Here is a 22,888-nt window from a genome sequence, read left to right as displayed (position 1 = left end):
TCCAGAAGTGAGGGCTTTTCTTAATGTTGGTGACCATCAGTTCGGGCACCATTTTGCTCCGTGCAAACATACGTATCCTTGGCGTGAGATTAGTCGGCTGATAGCGCAGTGTTCGCAAATGCCGTGATTTCAGTTTGATCCATGAGTTTGATTTTTGAGCCGCTGAAGCCCTCGAACAATTGTTGGTGTGCGCAAAATCCACTGGCGTCTTCACGGTTTCGGTAACTACCGGCCCATTCCAGCAACGCGATCAGTAACTCGTCATCGACCCGTCTGTTTTCTCGCTGGCCAATATTGGCGACGCAGTTTTCGTCATCAATACACAGCCAGATCAACGCCGTAGCGCGATGGATAAGTTCGCGGACTATCCAGCCGTAGACACCCTCGATCACCCAGCGCTCTTCACTGGCCGCGATGCGCGCCATTGCCAAGGCGTCGCCTCGAAGACGGGCGATGCTGTGTTCGTCGGATAGCCAGTGGATCGAATCGAGATCGATCCACTGCACTTGCAGCTGTTCGGCCAAGCGCTTAGCCAGCCAACTTTTACCAGAACCGGAATTACCGATGAGCAGCGTTCGGGTGAGGTTCATAGGTGTCCGTCATTGGGTTGAAGCTGTTGCACTCGCTGAGTTCAGTATGGCAACTACAGTGAATTTGCCAAACCGTATGCGGGCGGCCCCGAGGCATCGGGGCAGTGGGCGGCTAAAAGCAATTCAGGTGCGACCGTTGCCACGATCCGCATCGATGCGAAAGAGCAGGTGTGGGTCAATGGAAAGCGGGTAAACGCCAAGCGCACCGATGGCACGCTTCAATTTCGCCAAGGCAAGCTCACCTTCACGATTCAAGGTGATCGACGGCTGACGGGGGAGGATTACTGGACGGACAGTGCTGCCGGGACCAAGGGACCGATTCAGATCGAGTAGCCAACATGTGACTCCAAATGCCAGTCACAACACATAGCCCGTGTAGGAGCGAGCTTGCTCGCGATGGACTCAAGGACGCCGCGTTTTTCCAGCAAACACACGTCATTCCTAACGACCTTCGCGAGCAAGCTCGCTCCTACAGTGGCCACTTAATTACTGGGGGCTAACAACGCTGCCTCCCAGCCCGCCCCACTGACCGCCGCCTGTGCCAGTGGGTGCAAGTCCTCTGGATGCTCCGTCTGCCAGGCCAGCAACTCCTTGCGCATGCCGGGCGTCCAGTACAACTTCAGGTGATTACGCACGCCGAGTACGGCCTGTTGCTGGTCCGGTTCGCTGGCGAAGTACTGGGCGATCTGGTTGACCATTTTGATCAGATTGTCAGTGCTCACCGGCGTACCTCCGCTTTAGCGCCGCGTGCCTGGCGGCGTTCGTCGAGCAGGCGTTGTTGATTGTCGCTGAACTCCTGGTAGCGTTTTTGCCACTCGGAAGGGTGATAGACGCGGCTGACCTCCACGGCGGTGACCTTGTACTCCGGACAGTTGGTGGCCCAGTCGGAGTTGTCGGTGGTGATCACGTTGGCCCCCGATTCCGGGAAGTGGAACGTGGTGTACACCACGCCCGGGGCAACCCGTTCGGTGACCCGCGCACGCAGTACGGTCTGACCGGCGCGGCTGCCGATACCCACCCAGTCACCTTCGTTGATGCCACGGCTCTCGGCGTCGGTCGGGTGGATTTCCAGACGGTCTTCATCGTGCCAGGCGACGTTTTCGGTACGCCGGGTCTGCGCGCCGACGTTGTACTGGCTGAGGATGCGCCCAGTGGTCAGCAGAAGCGGGTAGCGATTGTTGACCTTTTCCTCGGTGGGCACGTAGCCGGTGAGCATGAAACGCCCCTTGCCGCGCACGAATTCCTCGATGTGCATGGTCGGCGTGCCGTCCGGTGCTGCGGCGTTGCACGGCCATTGCAGGCTGCCGTGGCGATCCAGTTCGGCGTAGCTGACGTTGGTGAAGGTTGGCGTCAGGCTGGCGATTTCATCCATGATTTCTGACGGGTGCCGGTAGTTCATGGTGTAACCCAAGGCGTTGGCCAGGGCCACGGTACCCTCCCAGTCGGCCTTGCCGCCCAAGGGCTCCATGACTTTGCGCACTCGGGAAATGCGTCGTTCGGCGTTGGTGAAGGTGCCGTCTTTTTCCAGGAACGAACTGCCCGGCAGGAACACGTGGGCGAACTTGGCGGTTTCGTTGAGGAAAATATCCTGCACCACGATGCATTCCATGGCCGACAGGGCCGCGGTGACGTGCTGGGTATTGGGGTCGCTCTGGGCGATGTCCTCGCCTTGGCAATACAGGCCTTTGAAACTGCCGCTGAGGGCGGCCTCGAACATGTTGGGAATGCGCAGGCCCGGATCGGGTTGCAGGGTGACGTTCCAAGCCTGTTCGAACTGCGCCCGAACGACCTCGTTGGAGATGTGGCGGTAGCCAGGCAGCTCGTGGGGGAAGGAGCCCATGTCGCAGGAACCCTGCACGTTGTTTTGCCCACGCAGCGGGTTCACGCCCACACCTTCGCGGCCGATGTTGCCGGTGGCCATGGCCAGGTTGGCGATGCCCATGACCGCGGTGCTGCCCTGGCTGTGCTCGGTGACGCCCAGGCCATAGTAGATCGCCGCGTTGCCACCGGTGGCATATAGGCGGGCGGCGGCGCGGATGTCGGCAGGGTCGACGCCGCAGATGTCGGCAAGGACTTCCGGCGAGTTTTCCGCACGGCTGACGAACTCGCGCCAGTGGGCGAAATCAACGTCCTCGCAACGAGCGTCGATAAAGGCCTGGTTGAGCAAGCCTTCGGTGACGATGACGTGGGCCAGGGCGTTGAGCATGGCGACGTTGGTGCCCGGGCGCAGGGCCAGGTGCACTTCGGCGCGGGCATGCACCGAGTCCACCAGATCAATGCGTCGTGGATCGATGACGATCAGTCGCGCGCCTTCACGCAGGCGGCGTTTGAGCTGGGAGGCGAATACCGGGTGGGCGTCGCTGGGGTTGGCGCCCATCACCAGGATCACATCGGCCTGCATCACCGAGTCGAAACTCTGGGTGCCGGCGGACTCGCCAAGGGTTTGTTTCAGGCCATAGCCGGTCGGCGAGTGGCAGACCCGCGCACAGGTGTCGACGTTGTTGTTGCCGAAGGCGGCGCGCACCAGTTTTTGCACCAGGTAGGTTTCTTCGTTGGTGCAACGGCTGGAAGTGATGCCACCAATGGAGTCGCGGCCGTATTTCTGCTGCAGTCGACGGAATTCGCTGGCGGCGTAGGTCACCGCTTCATCCCAGCTGACTTCCTGCCAAGGGTCGTTGATGTGCTTGCGGATCATCGGTTTGGTGATGCGATCCGGGTGAGTGGCGTAGCCCCAGGCGAAGCGCCCTTTGACGCAGGAGTGGCCGTGGTTGGCCTGGCCATTCTTGTCCGGAACCATGCGCACCAGCTGGTCGCCTTTCATCTCGGCGCGGAACGAGCAGCCCACGCCGCAATAGGCACAGGTGGTGATCACGCTACGTTCGGGCTGACCCAGCTCGACCACGCTTTTTTCCATCAGGGTCGCGGTGGGGCAGGCCTGCACGCAGGCGCCGCAGGACACGCATTCCGACTCGAGGAAGTTCTCGCCACCAGCCGCCGCGACCCGCGATTCGAAACCGCGCCCGGTAATGGTCAGGGCAAAGGTGCCCTGGGTTTCTTCGCAGGCGCGCACGCAACGGTTGCAGACGATGCACTTGCTCGGGTCGTAGTCGAAGTAGGGGTTGGACGTGTCCTTCACATCGGCCAGATGGTTGTCGCCTTCGTAGCCGTAACGCACTTCCCGCAGGCCGACCTGGCCGGCGACGGTTTGCAGCTCGCAGTTGCCGTTGGCCGAGCAGGTCAGGCAGTCCAGCGGGTGATCGGAGATGTACAGCTCCATGACGTTGCGGCGCAGGGTCGCGAGCTTTGGCGTCTGGGTGTGCACGCTCATGCCTTCGCTGACCGGCGTGGTGCAAGACGCCGGGTAGCCGCGCATGCCGTCGATTTCCACCAGGCACATGCGGCAGGAGCCGAAGGCTTCCAGGCTGTCGGTGGCACACAGTTTCGGAATGGTGGTGCCCAGCATTGCGGCGGCGCGCATCACCGAGGTGCCTTCGGGCACGCTGATGCTGCGGCCGTCGATGTTCAGGGTCACCTGCACATCGCTGTCGCGGGCCGGTGTACCTAGGTCGATATCAGTGTTCGGGTCGAAGAGAGTAATCATTGGTCGGCCTCCGAAGATTGCAGACCGAAGTCGGCGGGGAAGTGCTTGAGGGCGCTGGCTACCGGAAACGAAACCATGCCGCCCAACGCGCACAGCGAACCGTATTGCAGGGTGTCGCACAGGTCCTTGAGGATGATCACCTGCTCATCGCGACCGCTCTGGTCCGGCGCGGCCAGCAGACGGTCGATCACCTCCACGCCTCGGGTTGAGCCGATGCGGCAGGGGGTGCATTTGCCACAGGATTCCTCGGCACAGAACTGCATGGCGAAACGCGCCATGTGGGCCATGTCCAGGCTGTCGTCCGCCACCACCACACCACCGTGACCGAGCATGGCGCCGATGCCGGCGAACGCTTCGTAATCCAGCGGCGTGTCGAATTCACTTGGTGGTACCCACGCGCCGAGCGGGCCGCCGACCTGTGCGGCTTTCAGCGGCCGGCCACTGGCGGTGCCACCGCCGTAGTCTTCCACCAGTTCCCGCAGGGTCAGGCCAAAGGCCCGTTCCACCAGGCCGCCGTGACGAATATTGCCCGCCAACTGGAAGGGCATGGTGCCCAGGGAACGGCCCATGCCGTAATCGCGGTAGAACTGCGCGCCCTTGGCCAGAATCAGCGGCACCGAAGCCAGGGTCAGCACGTTGTGCACCAGCGTCGGCTGGCCGAACAGCCCCTTCAAGGCCGGAATGGGCGGCTTGGCGCGGACGATCCCACGCTTGCCTTCCAGAGAATCCAGCAGCGCGGTTTCCTCACCGCAGATATAAGCGCCGGCACCGACCCGCACTTCCATATCGAAGGCCAGGCCGCTGCCACCGACATTGGCGCCGAGGTAACCGGCGGCCCGGGCGATGTCCAGCGCTGCACGAAGTGTGTCCACGCTTTGTGGATATTCCGAGCGCACATAGATGTAGCCGTAACTGGCGCCGACGGTGATACCGGCAATGGCCATACCTTCGATCAGCAGGAACGGGTCGCCTTCCATCAACATACGGTCAGCAAAGGTGCCGGAATCGCCCTCGTCGGCGTTGCACACAATGTATTTCTGCGCCGCCTGGGTAGCGCGCACCGTGCGCCATTTGATCCCGGCCGGGAACGCTGCGCCGCCACGGCCACGCAGGCCTGAATCGAACACCTCGGTGGCGGTTTGCTCGCTGCCAATGTCGACGGCCCTTTTTAAACCCTCGAAACCGCCGTGGGTTCGGTAATCGTCCAGCGACAGCGGCCGGGTAATACCGGCGCGGGCGAACAGCAGGCGTTGTTGCGTCTTCAGATAAGGCAACTCCTCCACCAAGCCCAAGGCCAGCGGATGAGCGGACGGCTCACCTTGCAGCGCATCGAGCACGGACGGCACATCAGCAGCGGTCAACGGGCCAAAGCCGATACGGCCTTGCGGGGTGTCCACTTCCAGCAGCGGTTCCAGCCAGTACAGGCCGCGAGAGCTAGTGCGTTGCAACTCCAGAGGTACAAAGCGTCCCCGGGCATGGGTGATAAGGGCTACTGCAACCTCTTCGGCACCCACGGCACGGGCCAGCGAATCACAGGACAGATAGAAGGCCGGCATCATGCGTCCTCCTGGCAGGCGTCGAGCAAGGCATCAAGGCGTTCGGCGCTGAGCCGTGCATGCACCTGACCATCCAGTTCCAGCGCGGGCGAGCAGGCGCAGGCGCCGAGGCAATACACCGGGCGCAAACTGATGCTGCCGTCGGCGCTGCTGCCGTGGTCGTCAAGTTGCAGGCGTTCACGCAACTGCGCCGCGAGCTGCTCAGCGCCACGGCTCTTGCAGGACTCTGCCCGGCACAGACGCAGGATATGCCGGGCCGGTGGCGCGGTGCGGAAGTCATGGTAAAAGCTGATCACCCCGCGAACCTCGGCCTGACTCAGGTTTAGCGCATGGGCGATCTCGGGGATGGCGGCGTCGGGGATGTAACCGATGCCCTCCTGAATATCATGAAGAATGGGCAACAGTGCGCCCGGGGAGCCTTTATGGCGCTCCAGCAGGCTGTTGACCATCGGCAGGTGCAACATCTCATCAGGCATACAGCATTCCTCACGGTCACGGACAAACCAGGCGGTTGTCGGTCGTCCGAAAGTGTCGGCTGCGGCACTCACACCACGTCACGGAATCGTGGCATTTTCAGGCCGTTGGCCAGGGCACCCTGAATGGGCATCTTGTAGGTCCCGGTGCGGTCTTTGCCGCACCTCATAAGGGCATTAAGGCAGCTTGCCACGCTGCTTTTGATTCATCAGCACCAAAGCGACGTGTTCGGTTCTTTCTACGACCACCCGTTAAGTCTAGACGAGGCGTAGCCGAAGGCACCCGATGCAGCTGGCACTCGGGATTCACATTCAAAAAACAGGGAATAGCAAATGATTGATTTCAACAACAAAGGCTTCTTCAAGCTCAAGCAAAACGAAGAATACGCAGAACGCGTCAGCGCACTGCTGTTGGAAGGGGAGCAAGTCATTGACGCCTACAAATCCATGCGCGACGGCGTGGTGTTCACCAACAAACGCATCATCGCCGTCAACGTGCAGGGCCTCACCGGCAGCAAAAAAGACTTCACCTCGTTGCCCTACAAAAACATCGTCGCCTACTCGGTGGAAACGGCCGGCACGTTCGACCTGGATTCCGAGTTGGAGATCTACTTTTCGTCGCTGGGAAAAGTGAAGTTTGAATTCACCGGCAAGACATCAATGGTAAAAATCTCAAAGCTGATTTCCCAACACCTGCTCTGAGCTAAACAATTAAAAGCCCCGAAAACCCGGGGCTAAAATCCCTCTCAGAAAACCATAATCCCTACCTGTAGGAGCGAAGCTTGCTCGCGAAAGCGCCAGATCAGCCAACATCAATCCTCAATGCACTACCACCATCCCAAGCCACCCGCTCCCCCCATTGTTCAACCACTACCCCCCAGACTTAGCCGCCGCCCGCTTAGGCGTAACAGTGCTATCCCGATGGCGAGTCAACACCTTCACCGCATCATCAACCACCGCCTTACTCATCGCCGTCAAATAATGCGCGGCCCAGGCGTGGCGGTCAGTGTCTCTGGCGTAAGCCGCATCTTCAGTAAGCGCCTTGGCCAGAAACAGAAAATCAGAAGCCATGGCTAACGCATCGCCGAGAGGGACGTCGCGAGTGACGTGGAACAGTGGTTGATCGGAGCAGTAGATGGCGGGGGTTAGGCCGATGGTTTTGAGTTCTGATTGATCGGTCATTGGGCATCTCCGGGGATGGAGAGGCTGTGGGGGAGGGTGAATGGTGGGGCGATACGCGATTGGGAAATGCGTTGAGGGAACAGCCAAATTTCGTACGGATTCATGCTGCGCATTATCAGACTCCTTGATATGAGGAGCTGCCACGTTCGTTTCCACACGAATGGGTGACAGCTGTGCGCAGGGTGGAAAACCGGGAATCAAGGAAACCGGTACGCCCGAAGACGTCCCACGCACAGCCGCCATAACTCACGCCGCAGGCATAAAAAAACGCCGGCAAACGTGATGGGGGCGCTGTTGCGCCTTGAATTACACGGGTTTCCACACCCGGTCGCTGAATTGGCAGCGACGAAGGGAGGGTATCGTGCAGGCCCTTTTCCTGCAACCTTCGAGAGCGGTGGGTGATTATGTGGTCAGTCACTGTGGAGATTCGGGTGATGAAGGCGCGGTGGCGGGCTGGGGAAAGGTGTACTTGCGTCATGAAACGCATTGAAACAGGTCAATACCATCTGTCTGCGGGTTACATATTCGCGCTTCGGGTCGTTGCGAATTTACCTCATAATCGCGCGCTCCTACCGTCGGTAGCTCTGCTTTCCGACTAATCTGTAGTCGCTGCAACCGGACCTCAAACAGCCAAGGAGAAAGGCAATGCCAGATAACTGGAACCAGCGTCAGTCGGCTGCATCTGCCAAGGATGCTCTCGAGCGTTTGCTGGCCCCATCTGATTTGCCTGCGACCCTATGAGCCAAGCCGCCTTAGTCAATCCAAGCCTGCTCACCTGGTCTCGTGAGCGCGCAGGTCTCTCCACTGAGCAGGTTGCTAAAAAGCTGCCAGTGAAACCTGATCGAGTAGAGGAATGGGAGGCTGGCGAGACCAAACCAACATTCCTTCAGGCTCAAAAGTGGGCGAGTCTCGCTCACATTCCTTTTGGTTTCCTGTTTCTCCCGCAGCCGCCCGTCGAGCAACTTCCTTTACCTGATCTTCGGACCGTCGGTGGGATTGCGCCTCAACGTCCCAGCCTGGAATTGTTGGACACCGTCAGGGATTCCATGCGTAAGCAGGACTGGTACCTGGAGTATCTGCAACACCAGGAGCATCGGCCGCTGGCATTTGTCGGTCGCTTCAATAGCCGATCTCAAGTCGCAGAGGTGGTGGACGATATCCGCCGAATCCTCGGCGTGAACCCTGACATTGCTCGATTGGATTACGACAAATACAGCCGTGCCTTGATCGAGTCTGCAGAAGCGGCTGGCATTTTGGTTATGCGCAGTGGCATTGCGCTAGGAAATACTCATCGCAAACTTGAAGTGTGCGAGTTTCGGGGGTTTGCCATCAGTAATGCCTATGCCCCCGTTGTATTCGTCAACAGTTCCGACGCACCCACCGCCCGGCTGTTCACCTTACTTCACGAGCTGGCCCATATCTGGATTGGTAGCAGTGGAGTGTCTGACGGAAACACCGCTAATGGTCGAGACGAGGAACGATTCTGCAATGCAGTTGCAGGTGAATTTCTTGCTCCCGAAGCGCAGTTCCGCGCCCTGTGGAACGCAGATACTAACTGGGACGACAACTTGGCTCCGCTAGCCACTCGGTTTCACATCAGTAAATTGGCTATTGGTCGTCGCGCATTGGATCTTGGTTATATAAGCCAGGCTCATTACAGCGCTTACTATCGAATGATCCTCAAGGCTTTCCAGGATGAAAAAGGTGGAGCGGGTGACTATTACCGTAACGCCACCGCGAAAAACAGTCCTCGCCTAAGCAAGGCAGTGCTGACTGAAGCAATGAGTGGCCGGATGCTGCTACGCGAGGCGGGAAGTTTGCTCGGCGTGCAACCTGCTAAATTAAGGACTCTCGCCAGCAAGATTACGTGATGAATCATTTACTAGACGCTAACACGCTGATCGAAGCAAAGAACCGTTACTACGGTATGACTATCTGTCCTGGTTTTTGGCAATGGTTATTGCTGAAAAATAAAGCATTGGCTTTAGCCAGCATTGCACCTGTAATGGATGAGCTAACAAAAGGGCATGACGATCTGGCGGGTTGGGCTAAGGACAATTCTGATTTCTTTCACTCCACCACCGATCAGGATACGCAACTTGCATTCGCGCAGGTTGCGGGGCTTGTGGCTGATCAAGCGCCTAAGATGAAAACAGGCGCTATGGAAGAATTTTTAGCGGGTGCTGACCCTTGGCTAATTGCGAAAGCGATGACTACAGGGGCTATAGTCGTTACTCATGAAGTGCTGAATTTCGATGCTAAACGAAAATTCATCATTCCCAATATTTGTAAGGAGCTTAATGTTCCATTTTTAAATACGTTTGAGTTATTGCATAGGCTTGAAGCAAGATTTGTGTTGCCTGCTTGAAATAAGTGTATTGCTGAAATCGTTTGGGTTTGGAAGTTTTAGCCGGGTGAAGGGAAACGAATCCGCTCCCTTTTTCCATGGATGATTAAACCTACATGCGGATTAAGCGAACGACAGGTTGCATAGGGTCAGGGACTAGAAGCACGTTCCACCCGCCCGGAGCAGCGTAGTTATGAATGGGACGTAAAGCGGAGCTGCTAACGGCAGGTTGCAACTGGCCGGGGATGAGTTGCACGTTCCACTCGCTAGTAACAACAAAGGGGGCAGATTTATTCTTGACTAGGATGCGTCTCTAGTAGCGGAGCCCGCTTAGGAGGTAAATAAATCCTTCCCTTTTCGCAAGTTGTTAGGGGGCTTGATGGTTCACAATTGTATTACACGCACCTTTCGGCTCTCCTTTTTTGAGTCGCGCCAAACCTCTACGCGAAATTGTTGGCCAATAGGTGGTTCTGGCTTAGGGCGCGGTAAGCGCGGTTGGCGCTTTTTATCGCCGACTTGTAGAAACACATCTTGCTCAAAAGTGTTTAGAGGTAACTTTAATTGCTTTGCTAGTAGAGGCGTGTTTTCAAATGAACTTTTCATTTCATTCATGAAGTCTGGTTCGGATTTCGCTTCGTCGCCGAACATGACTTCAGCCTCAAGCATTGCTTGCTCAGCCGTAATTTTTCCTTGTTGAACTTTAAAAAATAATCGTTGTAGTTCACCTAAGGAGCCACTATGTTTTTTGATTCTTGGTTTGACTTCATTAGAAGAGAAAGGCGTAGTCGCGTGAGTAGCCAGAAAGTCGCCTATTGAGCTTATTTGGCCTTGTATTGTTTGAATTCCTGATGTGAACGAGCCATATTGGCCTATGCCCATATAAAGTGCGTAAAGAGCTGCTGCAATTTTAGCCCCGCCTTTTATTGAGCCCTCTTCAACTTCAAGCGTAAGTGCATAATCTGGGATTTTTAATACTTGCTCGACATATGCCTCCCACTCATCGAACAACTTAGTCGAATATTTCTCGAGCTCATGCCGTGGCAGGCTAGGTACGTCAATATAAAAGTCTGTGGCTCCGAGATCGATCATGTTTCATCCATGTACTGTATTGACGTACCCTTACTAAAATTAGGCGACATGCTATGTCGCATCCAAACGCGACATAGGCGACTCGATCCTTTTCGAGCATTTCTAACTGTAGGCTATCGTTTTGCCAGCATGGTGTCCACTGACGGCTCCTGCCCGGAAGCGGACTTGGCTAATGCTGGTAGGCGGTAAAAAAAACTGGGAAAGGGGATGTGAAAGGCAGTCGTGGATAAGGGGAAAGTTTTGTTATCGGATTAGAAGTGGCGACCAATGTCGGTCCAGCTGTCGGGCACTACCGCTTTTTTATGTCGCCCGCCGTCATTCATTGAATGTCTTTTAGGTAACCCTTGAGCGCGATAAGCGGGGCATCAAGCTGCTCCATGGTCCGCGCAGCACTGAAATCTGTCGCCAATCTATGCAGTTCGCGACCCAGGACGGTATCAACGCCGCCGATAGCGTTCAGCGCCAGAGTCAGGCATTCACCCACTTTCCTCTGAATCGCCTCAACATCCCCCCGACGCACCAGCAACCCAAAAACCTCCCGCTCATAATCACTCATCATCAGATCGTCACGCAGAATCGGACTTGAATCTTCCGTCTCGTAAGCGAGCTTTAGGGAGAAGAGGGCGACGGTTTCCAGCAGCAGTTCCATGAGGTGAATCCTTGAGAAAGGTCGTACCGGCCGAGGATACGAAGATCAAGAGCTCGCAGCCTTCGGCAGCTGCTACAGGACAGCGGCGGGGCGTGGTGGCTTTATTGCAGGCGAAAAAAAAGGCCTTGCTAAGCAAGACCTTTCTTAATTTTGGTGCCCCGAGGGAGACTCGAACTCCCACTCCTTTCGAAAACGGATTTTGAATCCGCCGCGTCTACCAATTCCGCCATCAGGGCTCAATGGCCGCGGAGTATAGAGATGAGATAACCGTTGGTCAATCAGGTACATGGAGAATTTTTGATATTTCCGCTAGACTTCCCGGCCCTGCTAGACGAACCCCATCATGCGCGTTGCTGACTTTACCTTCGAGCTCCCTGATTCGCTGATCGCCCGCCATCCTTTGGCCGAGCGTCGCAACAGTCGCCTGTTGACCCTTGATGGGGTCAGCGGCGCCCTGGCACACCGTCAATTCACTGATTTGCTTGAGCATTTGCGCCCAGGCGATTTGATGGTGTTCAACAATACCCGGGTGATTCCGGCACGGCTGTTTGGCCAGAAGGCTTCCGGCGGCAAGCTGGAAATCCTGGTGGAGCGGGTGCTCGACAGTCACCGTGTGCTGGCCCATGTGCGTTCCAGCAAGTCGCCGAAGCCGGGGTCGAAGATCCTGATTGATGGCGGTGGCGAAGCCGAGATGCTGGCGCGTCACGATGCGTTGTTCGAGCTGGGGTTCGCCGAAGAGGTGTTGCCGCTGCTGGATCGCGTCGGGCACATGCCGTTGCCACCTTATATAGACCGCCCGGATGAAGGCTCGGACCGCGAGCGTTATCAGACGGTGTACGCCGAGCGCCTGGGCGCGGTGGCGGCACCGACGGCGGGGCTGCATTTTGATCAGCCGTTGATGGAGGCGATTGCCGCCAAGGGCGTCGAGACCGCGTTCGTGACCTTGCACGTGGGTGCGGGCACGTTCCAGCCGGTGCGCGTCGAGAAACTCGAAGACCACCACATGCACAGCGAATGGCTGGAAGTCGGCCAGGACGTGGTGGATGCCGTTGCGGCCTGCCGCGCTCGCGGTGGTCGGGTGGTGGCGGTGGGGACCACCAGCGTGCGTTCCCTGGAAAGCGCTGCGCGCGATGGTGTGCTCAAGCCGTTCAGCGGCGATACCGACATCTTTATTTACCCGGGCCGCCCGTTTCACGTGGTCGATGCCCTGGTCACCAATTTCCATTTGCCTGAATCCACGCTGTTGATGCTGGTTTCGGCGTTCGCCGGTTATCCCGAAGCCATGGCCGCTTATAAAGCCGCCGTCGAGCATGGATACCGATTTTTCAGCTACGGTGATGCAATGTTTATCACCCGTAACCCTGCACCTACTGCCCCTAAAGAATCAGGCCCTGAGGAAACAGAATGAGTCGCACCAGTCGCATGTCCTTTGAGCTCCTTGCCACCGACGGCAAGGCTCGTCGCGGTCGGTTGACCTTCCCTCGCGGTACCGTCGAGACCCCGGCGTTCATGCCGGTGGGCACGTACGGCACGGTCAAGGGCATGCTGCCGCGGGACATCGTCGCGACGGGCGCGGAAATCATTCTGGGCAACACTTTTCACTTGTGGCTGCGTCCTGGCACCGAAGTGATCAAGAAGCACGGCGACCTGCACGATTTCATGCAGTGGAAAGGCCCGATTCTGACTGACTCCGGCGGTTTCCAGGTGTTCAGCCTGGGCGCCATGCGCAAGATCAAGGAAGAGGGCGTGACCTTCGCCTCGCCGGTTGATGGCGCCAAAGTGTTCATGGGGCCGGAAGAATCGATGCAGGTCCAGCGTGACCTGGGCTCCGACATCGTGATGATTTTCGATGAATGCACGCCGTACCCGGCTGACGAAGACGTCGCTCGCGTGTCCATGGAGCTGTCGTTGCGTTGGGCCAAGCGTTCGAAAGAAGCCCATGGTGACAACACGGCGGCGCTGTTCGGCATCGTTCAGGGCGGCATGCACCAGGATTTGCGCATGCGCTCCCTGGAAGGCCTCGACCAGATTGGTTTCGACGGCCTGGCCATCGGCGGTCTGTCGGTGGGCGAGCCCAAGCACGAGATGATCAAGGTGCTGGATTACCTGCCGGGCCAGATGCCGGCGGACAAACCTCGTTACCTTATGGGCGTTGGCAAACCGGAAGATCTGGTTGAGGGTGTGCGCCGCGGTGTGGACATGTTCGATTGCGTGATGCCAACCCGTAATGCCCGCAATGGGCATCTGTTCATCGATACCGGCGTGCTCAAGATCCGAAACGCGTTCCATCGCCATGATGATTCGCCGCTCGATCCGACCTGCGATTGCTACACCTGCCAGAACTTCTCCCGTGCTTATCTGCACCATCTGGACAAGTGCGGCGAAATGCTGGGTAGCATGTTGAATACCATCCACAATTTGCGCCATTACCAGGTGCTTATGGCTGGTTTGCGCGAGGCTATTCAACAGGGTACATTGGCCGCCTTTGTCGATGCCTTCTACGCCAAACGCGGGTTACCTGTTCCGCCTTTGGACTGAGTTTTCTGACCCCAAGATTCAACATTTGCAACTGGAGTGCTAAATGAGCTTTTTTATCTCTAATGCCATGGCTGATGCTGCTGCACCTGCGGCAGGCCCTATGGGTGGCGGCTTTGAGTGGATTTTCCTGGTCGGTTTCCTGGTCATTTTCTACCTGATGATCTGGCGTCCACAGGCCAAGCGCGCCAAAGAGCAGAAAAACCTGCTGGGCAGCCTGCAGAAAGGCGACGAAGTTGTGACCACCGGTGGTATCGCCGGCAAGATCACTAAAGTGGCCGACGATTTCGTTGTTCTGGAAGTTTCCGACACCGTCGAAATGAAATTCCAGAAGGGCGCCATTGCCGCCACGCTGCCGAAAGGCACGCTGAAAGCGATCTAAGTTCCAACTTCTACTCAATCGACGGGGCGCGCAAGGCGCCCCGCGTCATAAGCGGGCGGCGTGATGCTGAACAAATACCCTCTGTGGAAATACATTCTGATCCTGGCGGTGCTGGCGGTCGGTCTGATTTATTCCGCTCCCAATCTATATCCTGATGACCCGGCCATTCAGGTCAGCGGTGCAAGTACTGCGCTGTTGGTCAATCAGGCTGATCTGGATCGTGTGAGCACAGCGCTCAAGGAATCCGGGATCAACGTCAAGGCGGCCACTTTGGCGGCAAACGGCAAGGGCGGTCTGATTCGTCTGACCAAGGCTGAAGACCAGCTGCCTGCCAAAGACGTCGTGCGCAAGGCATTGGGTGATGACTACGTCGTTGCACTGAACCTGGCACAGACCACCCCGCAATGGCTGCGCAGCCTTGGCGCGCACCCGATGAAGCTGGGTCTGGACTTGTCCGGTGGTGTGCACTTCTTGCTCGAAGTGGACATGGACAAAGCCCTCGACGCACGCTTGAAAGTGTACGAAGGCGATGTGAAGAGCCTGTTGCGTAAAGAGAAACTGCGCTATCGCAGCCTGCCGCAACTCAACGGTGCCATTCAGCTGGGCTTCACTGATGAAGCGACCCGCGAAGAAGCCCGTGCGCTGGTCCGCAAGAACTTCAACGATTTCGACATTGTTCCGGCCGATCTGAATGGTCAGCCGGTGCTGCGTCTGGCGATGACCCCGGCCAAGCTGGCGGAAATCCGTGAATACTCCATCAAGCAGAACTTGACCACGGTCCGTAACCGCGTCAACGAGCTGGGTGTTGCCGAGCCGATTGTTCAGCGTCAGGGCGCCAACCGCATCGTGGTTGAGCTGCCGGGCGTGCAGGACACCGCAGAAGCCAAGCGTATCCTCGGCAAGACGGCCAACCTTGAGTTCCGTCTGGCCGCTGAGCCGGGTGCTTCGAAAGCCACTTCCGAAACCTTCGAGTTCCGTGAAGGCAAGCGTCCGCCGGCGCAGATCGAGCGTGGCCTGATCATCACCGGTGACCAGGTGACTGACGCCAAGGCTGGCTTCGGCGAGCACGGCACGCCAGAAGTGAACATTCGTCTGGATGGTCATGGTGGCGAGCTGATGAGTCGTGCGACTCGCAGCAACGTCGGTCGCAGCATGGCGGTGATCTTCATCGAGCAGCGTCCGGTCACCACTTACGTCAAGCAAGTGGTTGATGGCGTCGAGAAAGACGTGCCGGTCCAAAGCTTTAAAGAAGAGAAGAAGATCATCAGCCTGGCGACCATCCAGTCGCCGCTGGGTGCCCAGTTCCGCATCACTGGCCTGAACGGTCAGGGCGAATCGTCCGAACTGGCGCTGCTGCTGCGTGCCGGTGGTCTAGCCGCACCGATGTACTTCGCTGAAGAACGCACCATTGGCCCGAGCCTGGGTGCCGACAACATCACCAAAGGTATCGATGCATCGCTGTGGGGCATGCTGTTTGTCTCGCTGTTCATCATGGCCATCTACCGCTTCTTCGGCATCATCGCCACCGTCGCGCTGGCGGTGAACATGGTGTTGCTGCTGGCCTTGATGTCGCTGCTGGGTGCAACACTGACCCTGCCGGGTATCGCCGGTATCGTATTGACCATGGGTATGGCGGTCGACGCCAACGTTCTGATCTTCTCGCGGATACGTGAAGAGATCGCGGCGGGCATGACCGTACAACGGGCAATCAACGAAGGCTTCGGCCGGGCTTTCACCGCGATTCTCGACGCCAACCTGACCACACTGTTGGTCGGCGGGATTCTCTTTGCGATGGGCACCGGCCCGGTCAAAGGCTTCGCAGTGACCATGTCCCTCGGGATCTTTACCTCGATGTTCACGGCCATCATGGTGACCCGCGCGATGGTCAACCTGATCTTCGGCGGTCGTGACTTCAAGAAGTTGTGGATTTAAGGGGCTGCCATGTTACGTACAATCAACTTCATGGGCGTTCGCAACTTTGCGTTCGGCGTCACATTGTTCCTTACCGCACTGGCGTTGTTCAGCTGCTTCCACAAGGGCATGAACTGGGGCCTGGACTTCACCGGCGGTACGCTCATCGAGCTGACCTACGAGCGTCCGGCCGACGTCACCAAGGTGCGTGAGCAGCTGGTGACAGCGGGCTATCACGAAGCCATCGTGCAGAGCTTCGGTGCAACCACCGACCTGCTGGTGCGTATGCCGGGTGCTGATCCGCAGCTGGGTCACCAAGTGGCCGACGCCTTGAAAAAGGTCGGCGGCGACAACCCGGCGGTGGTCAAGCGTGTCGAGTTCGTCGGCCCGCAGGTCGGTGAAGAGCTGCGCGACCAGGGCGGCCTCGGCATGCTGATGGCGCTAGGTGGCATCCTGATCTACCTGGCTTTCCGCTTTCAGTGGAAGTTTGCGGTCGGCGCCATCGTTTCGCTGATCCACGACGTGGTCGTGACTGTCGGTATCCTGTCGTTCTTCCAGATCACTTTCGACCTGACAGTGCTGGCGGCGGTACTGGCGATCATCGGTTACTCGCTCAACGACACCATCGTGGTATTTGACCGGGTTCGTGAGAACTTCCGTGTGCTGCGCAAGGCGAGCCTGATCGAGAACATCAACATCTCGACCACGCAAACCCTGCTGCGGACCATGGCAACGTCGATCTCCACTTTGCTGGCGATCTCGGCACTGCTGTTCTTTGGTGGCGATAACCTGTTCGGCTTCTCGATCGCGCTGTTCATCGGTGTGCTGGCGGGTACCTACTCGTCGATCTACATCGCGAACGTGGTGTTGATCTGGCTGAACCTGAACAGCGAGGATCTGATTCCTCCTGCAGCTACCGAGAAGGAAATCGACGACCGTCCATAACGGCCATCGCTTTTCAGTTGTCAGCCAAAAAAGGCGCGAGTTGAACTCGCGCCTTTTTTTGTGCTCCAAGGCTGGGAGAAGCGCGGGTAAATCCCGCATGTGATGGTAAGGAGGTTCATGTGAACAAGTCGATGCTGGTTGGTGCGGTATTGGGTGCTGTTGCTGTGACTGCCGGGGGCGCTGTTGCCACCTACAGCCTGGTTAAAAAAAGCGGCCCTGAGTACGCGCAAGTTCTAGCCGTTGAACCGGTCAAGACACAAATCAAGACGCCACGTGAAGTTTGCAAGGATGTAGCCGTGACTCGGCAAGCGCCGGTCAAAGATGAACACCAGATCCTCGGTACGGTCGTCGGTGCGGTGGGCGGTGGTTTGCTGGGTAATATGATCGGTGGCGGTAATGGCAAGAAGCTTGCCACTGTCGCGGGCGCAGTTGGCGGCGGTTATGCCGGTAACAAGGTCCAGGAAGGCATGCAGAACCGTGATACCACCACCACGATGCAAACTCGCTGTAACACCGTAAATGACATCAGTGACAAGGTTGTTGGCTACGACGTCCGTTACTCGCTGGACGGCAAGGAAGGCAAAGTGCGGATGGATCGCGATCCGGGCAACCAGATTCCGGTCGACAAGGAAGGTAAGCTGATCCTGTCCCAGAACCCGCCAGCTCAGTGATTAGCTGATGCCAGGTCAAAAAAAGCACCCTGTGGGGTAATGCCAGTCAGTTAAGAAAATCTCAGGCGAAACACGCTTCCTGTAGCAGCAGGCTTCGCCAGCTGCTACAGGTCGCATTTACGGCTTAACTGATCGGCATTACCCTGTGGGGTGCCCTGCGGGGTGCTTTTTTTTTGTGCCCGAATTTAATGCCCACCACCCATCCCCTGTGGGAGCGAGCCCGCTCGCGAAAGCGTCGTCACATCCGGCAATGATGGTGACTGATACACCGCATTCGCGAGCAGGCTCGCTCCCACAGGGATCTGTGGTGTTCTTGGGCTTAAATTCCAGGCATAAAAAAAGCACCCTGCAGGGTGCTTTTTTTGTGGCCGGTCGCTTAGCGTTTCAGCGAGGCTGGCAGGTGCGGCTGAATGGCCGTCAGGACTGCTTTGAAGCACTTGGTGTTGCCGGCAACGATGTGACCTTTATCAAGGAAGTCGTGACCGCCGGTGAAGTCGCTCACCAAACCGCCGGCTTCCTGGATCAGCAGGGCGCCTGCGGCCATGTCCCACTCGGACAGGCCCGACTCCCAGAAGGCGTCGAAGCGGCCGGCGGCCACGTAGGCCAGGTCCAGGCTCGCCGAGCCCGCGCGGCGGATGCCGGCAGTCTGGCCAACCAGGGCGCGGAACATGCCCAGGTAGTTGTCGAGGTTGTCCATTTGGTCGTCACGGAACGGGAAGCCGGTACCCAGCAGGGCGCCGTCCAGGCTGGTGCGGCCGCTGACGCGCAGGCGACGACCGTTCAGTTGGGCGCCGCGACCACGGCTGGCGGTGAATTCTTCCTGGCGAACCGGGTCCAGAACAACAGCGTGTTCCAGGCGACCGCGGTATTTGCAGGCGATGCTGACAGCGAAGTGAGGAATGCCGCGCAGGAAGTTAGTGGTGCCGTCCAGCGGATCGATGATCCACAGGTACTCTTCGCCTTCGATACCGGTACCGGCGTGCATGCCGGTTTCTTCACCCCTGATCGAGTGATTCGGGTAGGCCTTGCGCAGCGCATCGATGATTTTCTGTTCGGCGGCGCGATCCACCTCGGATACATAATCCTTGGCGTCTTTTTCGTCGACCTTGATGGTATCCAGGCGCTCGATGGAGCGGAAAATCAATTCACTGGCGCTGCGGGCGGCGCGCAGCGCGATATTCAGCATGGGCTGCATGGATGTGTCACCTAAGGTTGTTAAAGAAAGCCGGGCATTCTATCAGAAAGTTTCTACAGGTGAAGGTCAGTGTTCGCTTTCATAGCTTAACGGTAGGTTGAGCTGTAAGATTCTGCTCCCCATTAAAGTGTTCGAGAGCGCCTCCCTTGCTGCAAAACATTCGTGTCGTCCTGGTCAATACCAGCCATCCCGGGAATATCGGCGGGGCTGCGCGTGCCATGAAGAACATGGGCCTGTCGCGGCTGGTGCTGGTCGAACCGCGGTTGTTCCCGCATCACGAGGCCGATGCTCGCGCTTCCGGTGCCGGTGACATCCTTGAAAACGCGCAAATCGTCGCCACCTTGGAAGATGCCTTGGTCGGCTGCAATCTGGTGCTGGGCACCAGTGCCCGTGATCGTCGCATTCCCTGGCCGTTGCTCGATCCCCGCGAATGCGGTGTGAAAGTCGTCGAGGAGGCTGCACAGGGTGCCGAGATTGCCTTGGTGTTCGGTCGTGAAGATTCCGGTCTGACCAACGAAGAGTTGCAACGATGTCATTATCACGTGCACATCCCATCAGACCCTGAGTTCAGCTCGCTGAACCTTGGGGCAGCGGTGCAGGTGTTGAGTTATGAAGTGCGCATGTCCTGGCTGGCGGCCCAAGGTCAGCCGAGCAAGGTCGAGAAGGATGAAGTGGCGTCCACCAAGAGCGGTGAACTGGCGACCATGGATGAGCTGGAGCGATTCTATGAGCACCTGGAGCAAACCCTGGTGGCCATTGAATTCCTCGATCCGGAAAAGCCACGGCATTTGATGGCGCGCCTGCGCCGGTTATACGGACGAAGCTCGGTCAGCCGGGCGGAAATGAATATTTTGCGTGGCATCCTCACGGAAACCCAAAAAGCGGCCCGTGGCGAGCTTCTAAAACGGAAGGATTGATGATGTTCGAGCGTTTGCGTGAAGATATTCAGAGTGTTTTCCATCGTGATCCGGCGGCGCGTAACGCTTTCGAAGTCCTGACGTGCTATCCGGGCATGCATGCCATCTGGATTCATCGCCTGTCGTCGGCCCTGTGGGGCATGGGCTGGAAGTGGTTGGCGCGACTGGTGTCGAACTTCGGTCGGTGGTTGACCGGGATCGAGATTCATCCGGGCGCCAAAGTCGGTCGTCGCTTCTTTATTGACCATGGTATGGGCATCGTCATCGGTGAAACGGCCGAGATCGGGAACGATGTCACCCTTTATCAGGGCGTGACGTTGGGCGGGACCAGCTGGAATAAAGGCAAGCGTCACCCGACGCTTGAAGATGGTGTGGTAGTAGGGGCGGGCGCCAAGGTGCTCGGCCCGTTTACTGTGGGGGCGGGCGCCAAAGTCGGTTCTAACGCTGTGGTGACCAAGGCGGTTCCACCGGGTGCGACCGTGGTCGGGATCCCTGGGCGGATCATCGTCAAGTCCGACGATGAGCAAGATGCCAAGCGCAAGGCCATGGCCGAGAAGATCGGTTTCGATGCCTACGGCGTCGGCGAAGACATGCCCGACCCGGTGGCTCGTGCCATTGGTCAGTTGCTGGATCACCTGCAAGCAGTTGATGGCCGTCTGGAGGGGATGTGCGGTGCGTTGAAGGATCTGGGCAGTAACTACTGCGCCAAGGATCTGCCTGAGCTGCGCGAAGAAGACTTTGCCTGTGTGAAGGGCAAGGACGAAAGCAAGGCCAGCTAAACCGCGTCGGCTTCTTCGCGGGCAAGCCTCGCTCCTACAGGATCAGCGCACCCCATGTAGGAGCGAGGCTTGCCCGCGAAGAACGATGACGCGCATTTGCTGGTGATACGCCGCCAGCCTTTGTTATGATGCGCGCGCTCTTTTGCGGGTAAACCTGACTAAAGTACTAGGTCTTATAGTTGACTTAAATACTCGGGAATTGCATACTCGCCCCATTCCGAACTCCGTGGTAATTGTCCATGCGACTGACTACAAAAGGCCGATATGCCGTAACTGCCATGCTTGACCTGGCGTTGCACGCGCAGCACGGGCCGGTGTCCCTGGCCGATATCTCCGAGCGCCAAGGCATCTCCCTGTCCTACCTCGAGCAGCTTTTTGCCAAATTGCGTCGCAGCAATCTGGTCTCCAGTGTCCGTGGGCCGGGCGGCGGCTATCAATTGTCCCGCGACATGCAGGGCATCCAGGTCGCTCAAGTGATCGACGCGGTAAACGAGTCGGTCGATGCCACCAAATGCCAGGGCCAGGGCGATTGCCATTCCGGCGACACCTGTCTGACTCACCACTTGTGGTGTGATCTGAGCCTGCAGATTCACGAATTTCTGAGCGGTATCAGCTTGGCTGACCTTGTCACTCGCCGTGAGGTGCAAGAAGTAGCCCAGCGTCAGGATCAGCGCCGTTGCAACAGCAAGGTGCCGCACCTGGACAAGATTGAAGCGTCCGCCGTCGAATGACAGCCAAAGAGCTAGCGGCACGCCAGCCAGCCTGATTTAGGAGATAGTCCATGAAATTGCCGATTTACCTTGATTACTCTGCGACCACCCCGGTTGATCCGCGTGTCGCGCAAAAGATGAGTGAATGCCTGCTGGTCGACGGAAACTTCGGTAACCCGGCGTCCCGTTCCCACGTCTTCGGCTGGAAAGCTGAAGAGTCCGTCGAAAACGCTCGTCGTCAGGTCGCTGACCTGGTTAACGCCGATCCGCGTGAAATCGTCTGGACCTCCGGCGCCACCGAATCCGACAACCTGGCAATCAAGGGTGCGGCGCATTTCTATGCCACCAAAGGCAAGCACCTGATCACCACCAAGATTGAGCACAAGGCTGTCCTCGACACCATGCGCCAACTGGAGCGCGAAGGTTTCGAAGTAACCTACCTCGAACCTCGCACTGACGGTCTGATCACGCCAGAGATGATCGAAGCTGCCCTGCGCGACGACACCATCCTGGTTTCGGTCATGCACGTGAACAACGAAATCGGCACCATCAACGACATCGCAGCCATCGGCGAACTGACCCGCTCCAAGGGCATCCTGTTCCACGTCGATGCGGCTCAGTCCACCGGCAAGGTCGACATCGACCTGTCGAAGCTGAAAGTCGACATGATGTCGTTCTCTGCCCACAAAACCTATGGCCCTAAAGGCATCGGCGCACTGTACGTCAGCCGCAAGCCGCGTGTGCGCATCGAAGCGACCATGCATGGCGGCGGTCACGAACGTGGCATGCGTTCCGGCACCCTGGCGACTCACCAGATCGTCGGCATGGGCGAAGCCTTCCGCGTAGCCAAGGAAGACATGGCTGCCGAGAACGTGCGCATCAAAGCCTTGAGCGACCGTTTCTTCAAGCAGGTCGAAGGCCTGGAAGAGCTGTACGTCAACGGCAGCATGACTGCCCGCGTACCGCACAACCTGAACCTGAGCTTCAACTATGTTGAAGGCGAGTCGCTGATCATGGCACTCAAGGATCTGGCGGTTTCGTCCGGTTCGGCGTGCACCTCGGCTTCGCTTGAGCCTTCGTACGTACTGCGCGCCCTGGGCCGCAACGACGAACTGGCACACAGCTCGATTCGCTTCACCTTCGGCCGTTTCACCACCGAAGAAGAAATCGACTACGCCGCGCAGAAAGTCTGCGAGGCCGTTACCAAGCTGCGCACTCTGTCGCCGCTGTGGGACATGTACAAAGACGGTGTCGACATTTCGAAAATCGAGTGGGCGGCACACTGATTTCAAGTCGCCGCGAACCGGCCCTGTAAAACTGCGGTTTGCAGGGCTTAAAGAGCGACTCTCTGATGAG

22 protein-coding genes and 1 tRNA gene are annotated in these 22,888 nt (G+C 57.9%); 13 read left to right on the top strand and 10 right to left on the bottom strand.

The window, feature by feature from the left end:
* Window positions 1-89: 89 nt before the first annotated feature.
* The 5 genes from ACM6IR_RS16020 to ACM6IR_RS16000 all read right to left on the bottom strand — a co-directional run bounded on the left by ACM6IR_RS16020 (window position 90) and on the right by ACM6IR_RS16000 (window position 6,223).
* Entirely contained in the window at window positions 90-590 is a 501-nt protein-coding gene (locus tag ACM6IR_RS16020; protein WP_414908632.1) for an adenylate kinase, read from the bottom strand.
* A 482-nt stretch (window positions 591-1,072) separates the two neighbouring features.
* The gene (locus ACM6IR_RS16015) at window positions 1,073-1,312 is read right to left on the bottom strand and encodes a formate dehydrogenase subunit delta (RefSeq protein WP_414908631.1); all 240 of its coding nucleotides are present in this window, start codon (window positions 1,310-1,312) and stop codon (window positions 1,073-1,075) included.
* Complete coding sequence (fdhF, locus tag ACM6IR_RS16010) at window positions 1,309-4,191, bottom strand: formate dehydrogenase subunit alpha (protein ID WP_414908630.1); 2,883 nt, start codon at window positions 4,189-4,191, stop codon at window positions 1,309-1,311. Before fdhF ends, ACM6IR_RS16015 begins: the two co-directional genes overlap by 4 nt.
* Window positions 4,188-5,750, bottom strand: a complete 1,563-nt coding sequence (locus ACM6IR_RS16005) for a formate dehydrogenase beta subunit (protein WP_414908629.1) — start codon at window positions 5,748-5,750, stop codon at window positions 4,188-4,190. Before ACM6IR_RS16005 ends, fdhF begins: the two co-directional genes overlap by 4 nt.
* Window positions 5,747-6,223 (bottom strand): formate dehydrogenase subunit gamma, encoded by a 477-nt coding sequence (locus ACM6IR_RS16000; protein WP_414908628.1) that lies wholly within the window; start codon window positions 6,221-6,223, stop codon window positions 5,747-5,749. Before ACM6IR_RS16000 ends, ACM6IR_RS16005 begins: the two co-directional genes overlap by 4 nt.
* A 330-nt stretch (window positions 6,224-6,553) precedes the next feature.
* Here ACM6IR_RS16000 and ACM6IR_RS15995 point away from each other — a divergent pair, with 330 nt between their 5' ends.
* Entirely contained in the window at window positions 6,554-6,922 is a 369-nt protein-coding gene (locus tag ACM6IR_RS15995) for a PH domain-containing protein (protein ID WP_414908627.1), read from the top strand.
* Between the two features lie 168 nt (window positions 6,923-7,090).
* Here ACM6IR_RS15995 and ACM6IR_RS15990 read toward each other — a convergent pair whose 3' ends face one another.
* Entirely contained in the window at window positions 7,091-7,402 is a 312-nt protein-coding gene (locus tag ACM6IR_RS15990) for a DUF3077 domain-containing protein (RefSeq protein ID WP_414908626.1), read from the bottom strand.
* 737 nt (window positions 7,403-8,139) lie between these two features.
* Between ACM6IR_RS15990 and ACM6IR_RS15985 the strand changes: the two genes are divergently transcribed.
* Entirely contained in the window at window positions 8,140-9,273 is a 1,134-nt protein-coding gene (locus ACM6IR_RS15985; protein ID WP_414908625.1) for an ImmA/IrrE family metallo-endopeptidase, read from the top strand.
* Entirely contained in the window at window positions 9,273-9,770 is a 498-nt protein-coding gene (locus ACM6IR_RS15980; protein ID WP_414908624.1) for a DUF4411 family protein, read from the top strand. The genes ACM6IR_RS15985 and ACM6IR_RS15980 overlap by 1 nt, the downstream gene beginning before the upstream one ends.
* Before the next feature lie 363 nt (window positions 9,771-10,133).
* Here the strand turns inward: ACM6IR_RS15980 and ACM6IR_RS15975 are convergent, their stop codons facing one another.
* From ACM6IR_RS15975 to ACM6IR_RS15965, 3 genes are all read right to left on the bottom strand, one after another.
* Entirely contained in the window at window positions 10,134-10,838 is a 705-nt protein-coding gene (locus tag ACM6IR_RS15975) for a hypothetical protein (protein ID WP_414908623.1), read from the bottom strand.
* Between the two features lie 319 nt (window positions 10,839-11,157).
* Window positions 11,158-11,487: a hypothetical protein gene (locus ACM6IR_RS15970; RefSeq protein ID WP_414908622.1), complete on the bottom strand. Its 330-nt coding sequence runs from the start codon at window positions 11,485-11,487 to the stop codon at window positions 11,158-11,160.
* 151 nt (window positions 11,488-11,638) lie between these two features.
* Window positions 11,639-11,723: transfer RNA gene (locus ACM6IR_RS15965), tRNA-Leu, on the bottom strand.
* Window positions 11,724-11,830: 107 nt separating this feature from the next.
* On the opposite strand from ACM6IR_RS15965, the gene queA reads away from it, so the two are divergent.
* The 6 genes from queA (at window position 11,831) to ACM6IR_RS15935 (ending at window position 17,931) form a co-directional block, all read left to right on the top strand.
* Window positions 11,831-12,895 (top strand): tRNA preQ1(34) S-adenosylmethionine ribosyltransferase-isomerase QueA, encoded by a 1,065-nt coding sequence (gene queA, locus ACM6IR_RS15960; RefSeq protein WP_414908621.1) that lies wholly within the window; start codon window positions 11,831-11,833, stop codon window positions 12,893-12,895.
* A gap of 14 nt (window positions 12,896-12,909) precedes the next feature.
* Window positions 12,910-14,025, top strand: a complete 1,116-nt coding sequence (tgt, locus tag ACM6IR_RS15955) for a tRNA guanosine(34) transglycosylase Tgt (protein ID WP_162491076.1) — start codon at window positions 12,910-12,912, stop codon at window positions 14,023-14,025.
* 43 nt (window positions 14,026-14,068) lie between these two features.
* The gene (gene yajC, locus ACM6IR_RS15950) at window positions 14,069-14,404 is read left to right on the top strand and encodes a preprotein translocase subunit YajC (protein ID WP_053214538.1); all 336 of its coding nucleotides are present in this window, start codon (window positions 14,069-14,071) and stop codon (window positions 14,402-14,404) included.
* 63 nt (window positions 14,405-14,467) lie between these two features.
* Complete coding sequence (gene secD, locus ACM6IR_RS15945; RefSeq protein WP_414908620.1) at window positions 14,468-16,336, top strand: protein translocase subunit SecD; 1,869 nt, start codon at window positions 14,468-14,470, stop codon at window positions 16,334-16,336.
* Window positions 16,337-16,345: 9 nt separating this feature from the next.
* Complete coding sequence (gene secF / locus ACM6IR_RS15940; protein ID WP_414908619.1) at window positions 16,346-17,260, top strand: protein translocase subunit SecF; 915 nt, start codon at window positions 16,346-16,348, stop codon at window positions 17,258-17,260.
* Between the two features lie 119 nt (window positions 17,261-17,379).
* Window positions 17,380-17,931 carry a glycine zipper 2TM domain-containing protein gene (locus ACM6IR_RS15935; RefSeq protein ID WP_414908618.1) on the top strand — a complete coding sequence of 184 codons (552 nt, stop codon included), beginning with the start codon at window positions 17,380-17,382 and terminating at the stop codon, window positions 17,929-17,931.
* A gap of 376 nt (window positions 17,932-18,307) precedes the next feature.
* Here the strand turns inward: ACM6IR_RS15935 and suhB are convergent, their stop codons facing one another.
* Complete coding sequence (gene suhB / locus ACM6IR_RS15930) at window positions 18,308-19,126, bottom strand: inositol-phosphate phosphatase (protein ID WP_414908617.1); 819 nt, start codon at window positions 19,124-19,126, stop codon at window positions 18,308-18,310.
* A 146-nt stretch (window positions 19,127-19,272) separates the two neighbouring features.
* On the opposite strand from suhB, the gene trmJ reads away from it, so the two are divergent.
* The 4 genes from trmJ to ACM6IR_RS15910 all read left to right on the top strand — a co-directional run bounded on the left by trmJ (window position 19,273) and on the right by ACM6IR_RS15910 (window position 22,818).
* Window positions 19,273-20,043, top strand: coding sequence for a tRNA (cytosine(32)/uridine(32)-2'-O)-methyltransferase TrmJ (gene trmJ / locus ACM6IR_RS15925; protein ID WP_414908616.1), 771 nt, complete (start codon window positions 19,273-19,275; stop codon window positions 20,041-20,043).
* A 2-nt stretch (window positions 20,044-20,045) separates the two neighbouring features.
* The gene (cysE, locus tag ACM6IR_RS15920) at window positions 20,046-20,822 is read left to right on the top strand and encodes a serine O-acetyltransferase (protein WP_222588336.1); all 777 of its coding nucleotides are present in this window, start codon (window positions 20,046-20,048) and stop codon (window positions 20,820-20,822) included.
* 239 nt (window positions 20,823-21,061) lie between these two features.
* On the top strand, window positions 21,062-21,553 hold the full coding sequence (gene iscR / locus ACM6IR_RS15915) for a Fe-S cluster assembly transcriptional regulator IscR (RefSeq protein WP_414908615.1): 492 nt from the start codon (window positions 21,062-21,064) through the stop codon (window positions 21,551-21,553).
* A 50-nt stretch (window positions 21,554-21,603) separates the two neighbouring features.
* Window positions 21,604-22,818, top strand: coding sequence for an IscS subfamily cysteine desulfurase (locus tag ACM6IR_RS15910; RefSeq protein WP_414908614.1), 1,215 nt, complete (start codon window positions 21,604-21,606; stop codon window positions 22,816-22,818).
* The last annotated feature ends 70 nt before the right edge of the window (window positions 22,819-22,888 follow it).

Origin of the sequence: Pseudomonas sp. IT-P253 (genome assembly GCF_949768125.1) — a bacterium.
Lineage (GTDB): Bacteria > Pseudomonadota > Gammaproteobacteria > Pseudomonadales > Pseudomonadaceae > Aquipseudomonas.
This window is presented reverse-complemented; position numbering and strand designations above follow the sequence as displayed.

Bases quoted from the DNA above. Each gene is read 5' to 3' on its own strand.
- ACM6IR_RS16020 (WP_414908632.1), bottom strand. From the start codon at position 590: ATGAACCTCACCCGAACGCTGCTCATCGGTAATTCCGGTTCTGGTAAA.
- fdhF (WP_414908630.1), bottom strand. From the start codon at position 4,191: ATGATTACTCTCTTCGACCCGAACACTGATATCGACCTAGGTACACCG.
- ACM6IR_RS16005 (WP_414908629.1), bottom strand. From the start codon at position 5,750: ATGATGCCGGCCTTCTATCTGTCCTGTGATTCGCTGGCCCGTGCCGTG.
- ACM6IR_RS16000 (WP_414908628.1), bottom strand. From the start codon at position 6,223: ATGCCTGATGAGATGTTGCACCTGCCGATGGTCAACAGCCTGCTGGAG.
- ACM6IR_RS15995 (WP_414908627.1), top strand. From the start codon at position 6,554: ATGATTGATTTCAACAACAAAGGCTTCTTCAAGCTCAAGCAAAACGAA.
- ACM6IR_RS15990 (WP_414908626.1), bottom strand. From the start codon at position 7,402: ATGACCGATCAATCAGAACTCAAAACCATCGGCCTAACCCCCGCCATC.
- ACM6IR_RS15985 (WP_414908625.1), top strand. From the start codon at position 8,140: ATGAGCCAAGCCGCCTTAGTCAATCCAAGCCTGCTCACCTGGTCTCGT.
- ACM6IR_RS15980 (WP_414908624.1), top strand. From the start codon at position 9,273: ATGAATCATTTACTAGACGCTAACACGCTGATCGAAGCAAAGAACCGT.
- ACM6IR_RS15975 (WP_414908623.1), bottom strand. From the start codon at position 10,838: ATGATCGATCTCGGAGCCACAGACTTTTATATTGACGTACCTAGCCTG.
- ACM6IR_RS15970 (WP_414908622.1), bottom strand. From the start codon at position 11,487: ATGGAACTGCTGCTGGAAACCGTCGCCCTCTTCTCCCTAAAGCTCGCT.
- queA (WP_414908621.1), top strand. From the start codon at position 11,831: ATGCGCGTTGCTGACTTTACCTTCGAGCTCCCTGATTCGCTGATCGCC.
- tgt (WP_162491076.1), top strand. From the start codon at position 12,910: ATGTCCTTTGAGCTCCTTGCCACCGACGGCAAGGCTCGTCGCGGTCGG.
- yajC (WP_053214538.1), top strand. From the start codon at position 14,069: ATGAGCTTTTTTATCTCTAATGCCATGGCTGATGCTGCTGCACCTGCG.
- secD (WP_414908620.1), top strand. From the start codon at position 14,468: ATGCTGAACAAATACCCTCTGTGGAAATACATTCTGATCCTGGCGGTG.
- secF (WP_414908619.1), top strand. From the start codon at position 16,346: ATGTTACGTACAATCAACTTCATGGGCGTTCGCAACTTTGCGTTCGGC.
- suhB (WP_414908617.1), bottom strand. From the start codon at position 19,126: ATGCAGCCCATGCTGAATATCGCGCTGCGCGCCGCCCGCAGCGCCAGT.
- cysE (WP_222588336.1), top strand. From the start codon at position 20,046: ATGTTCGAGCGTTTGCGTGAAGATATTCAGAGTGTTTTCCATCGTGAT.
- iscR (WP_414908615.1), top strand. From the start codon at position 21,062: ATGCGACTGACTACAAAAGGCCGATATGCCGTAACTGCCATGCTTGAC.
- ACM6IR_RS15910 (WP_414908614.1), top strand. From the start codon at position 21,604: ATGAAATTGCCGATTTACCTTGATTACTCTGCGACCACCCCGGTTGAT.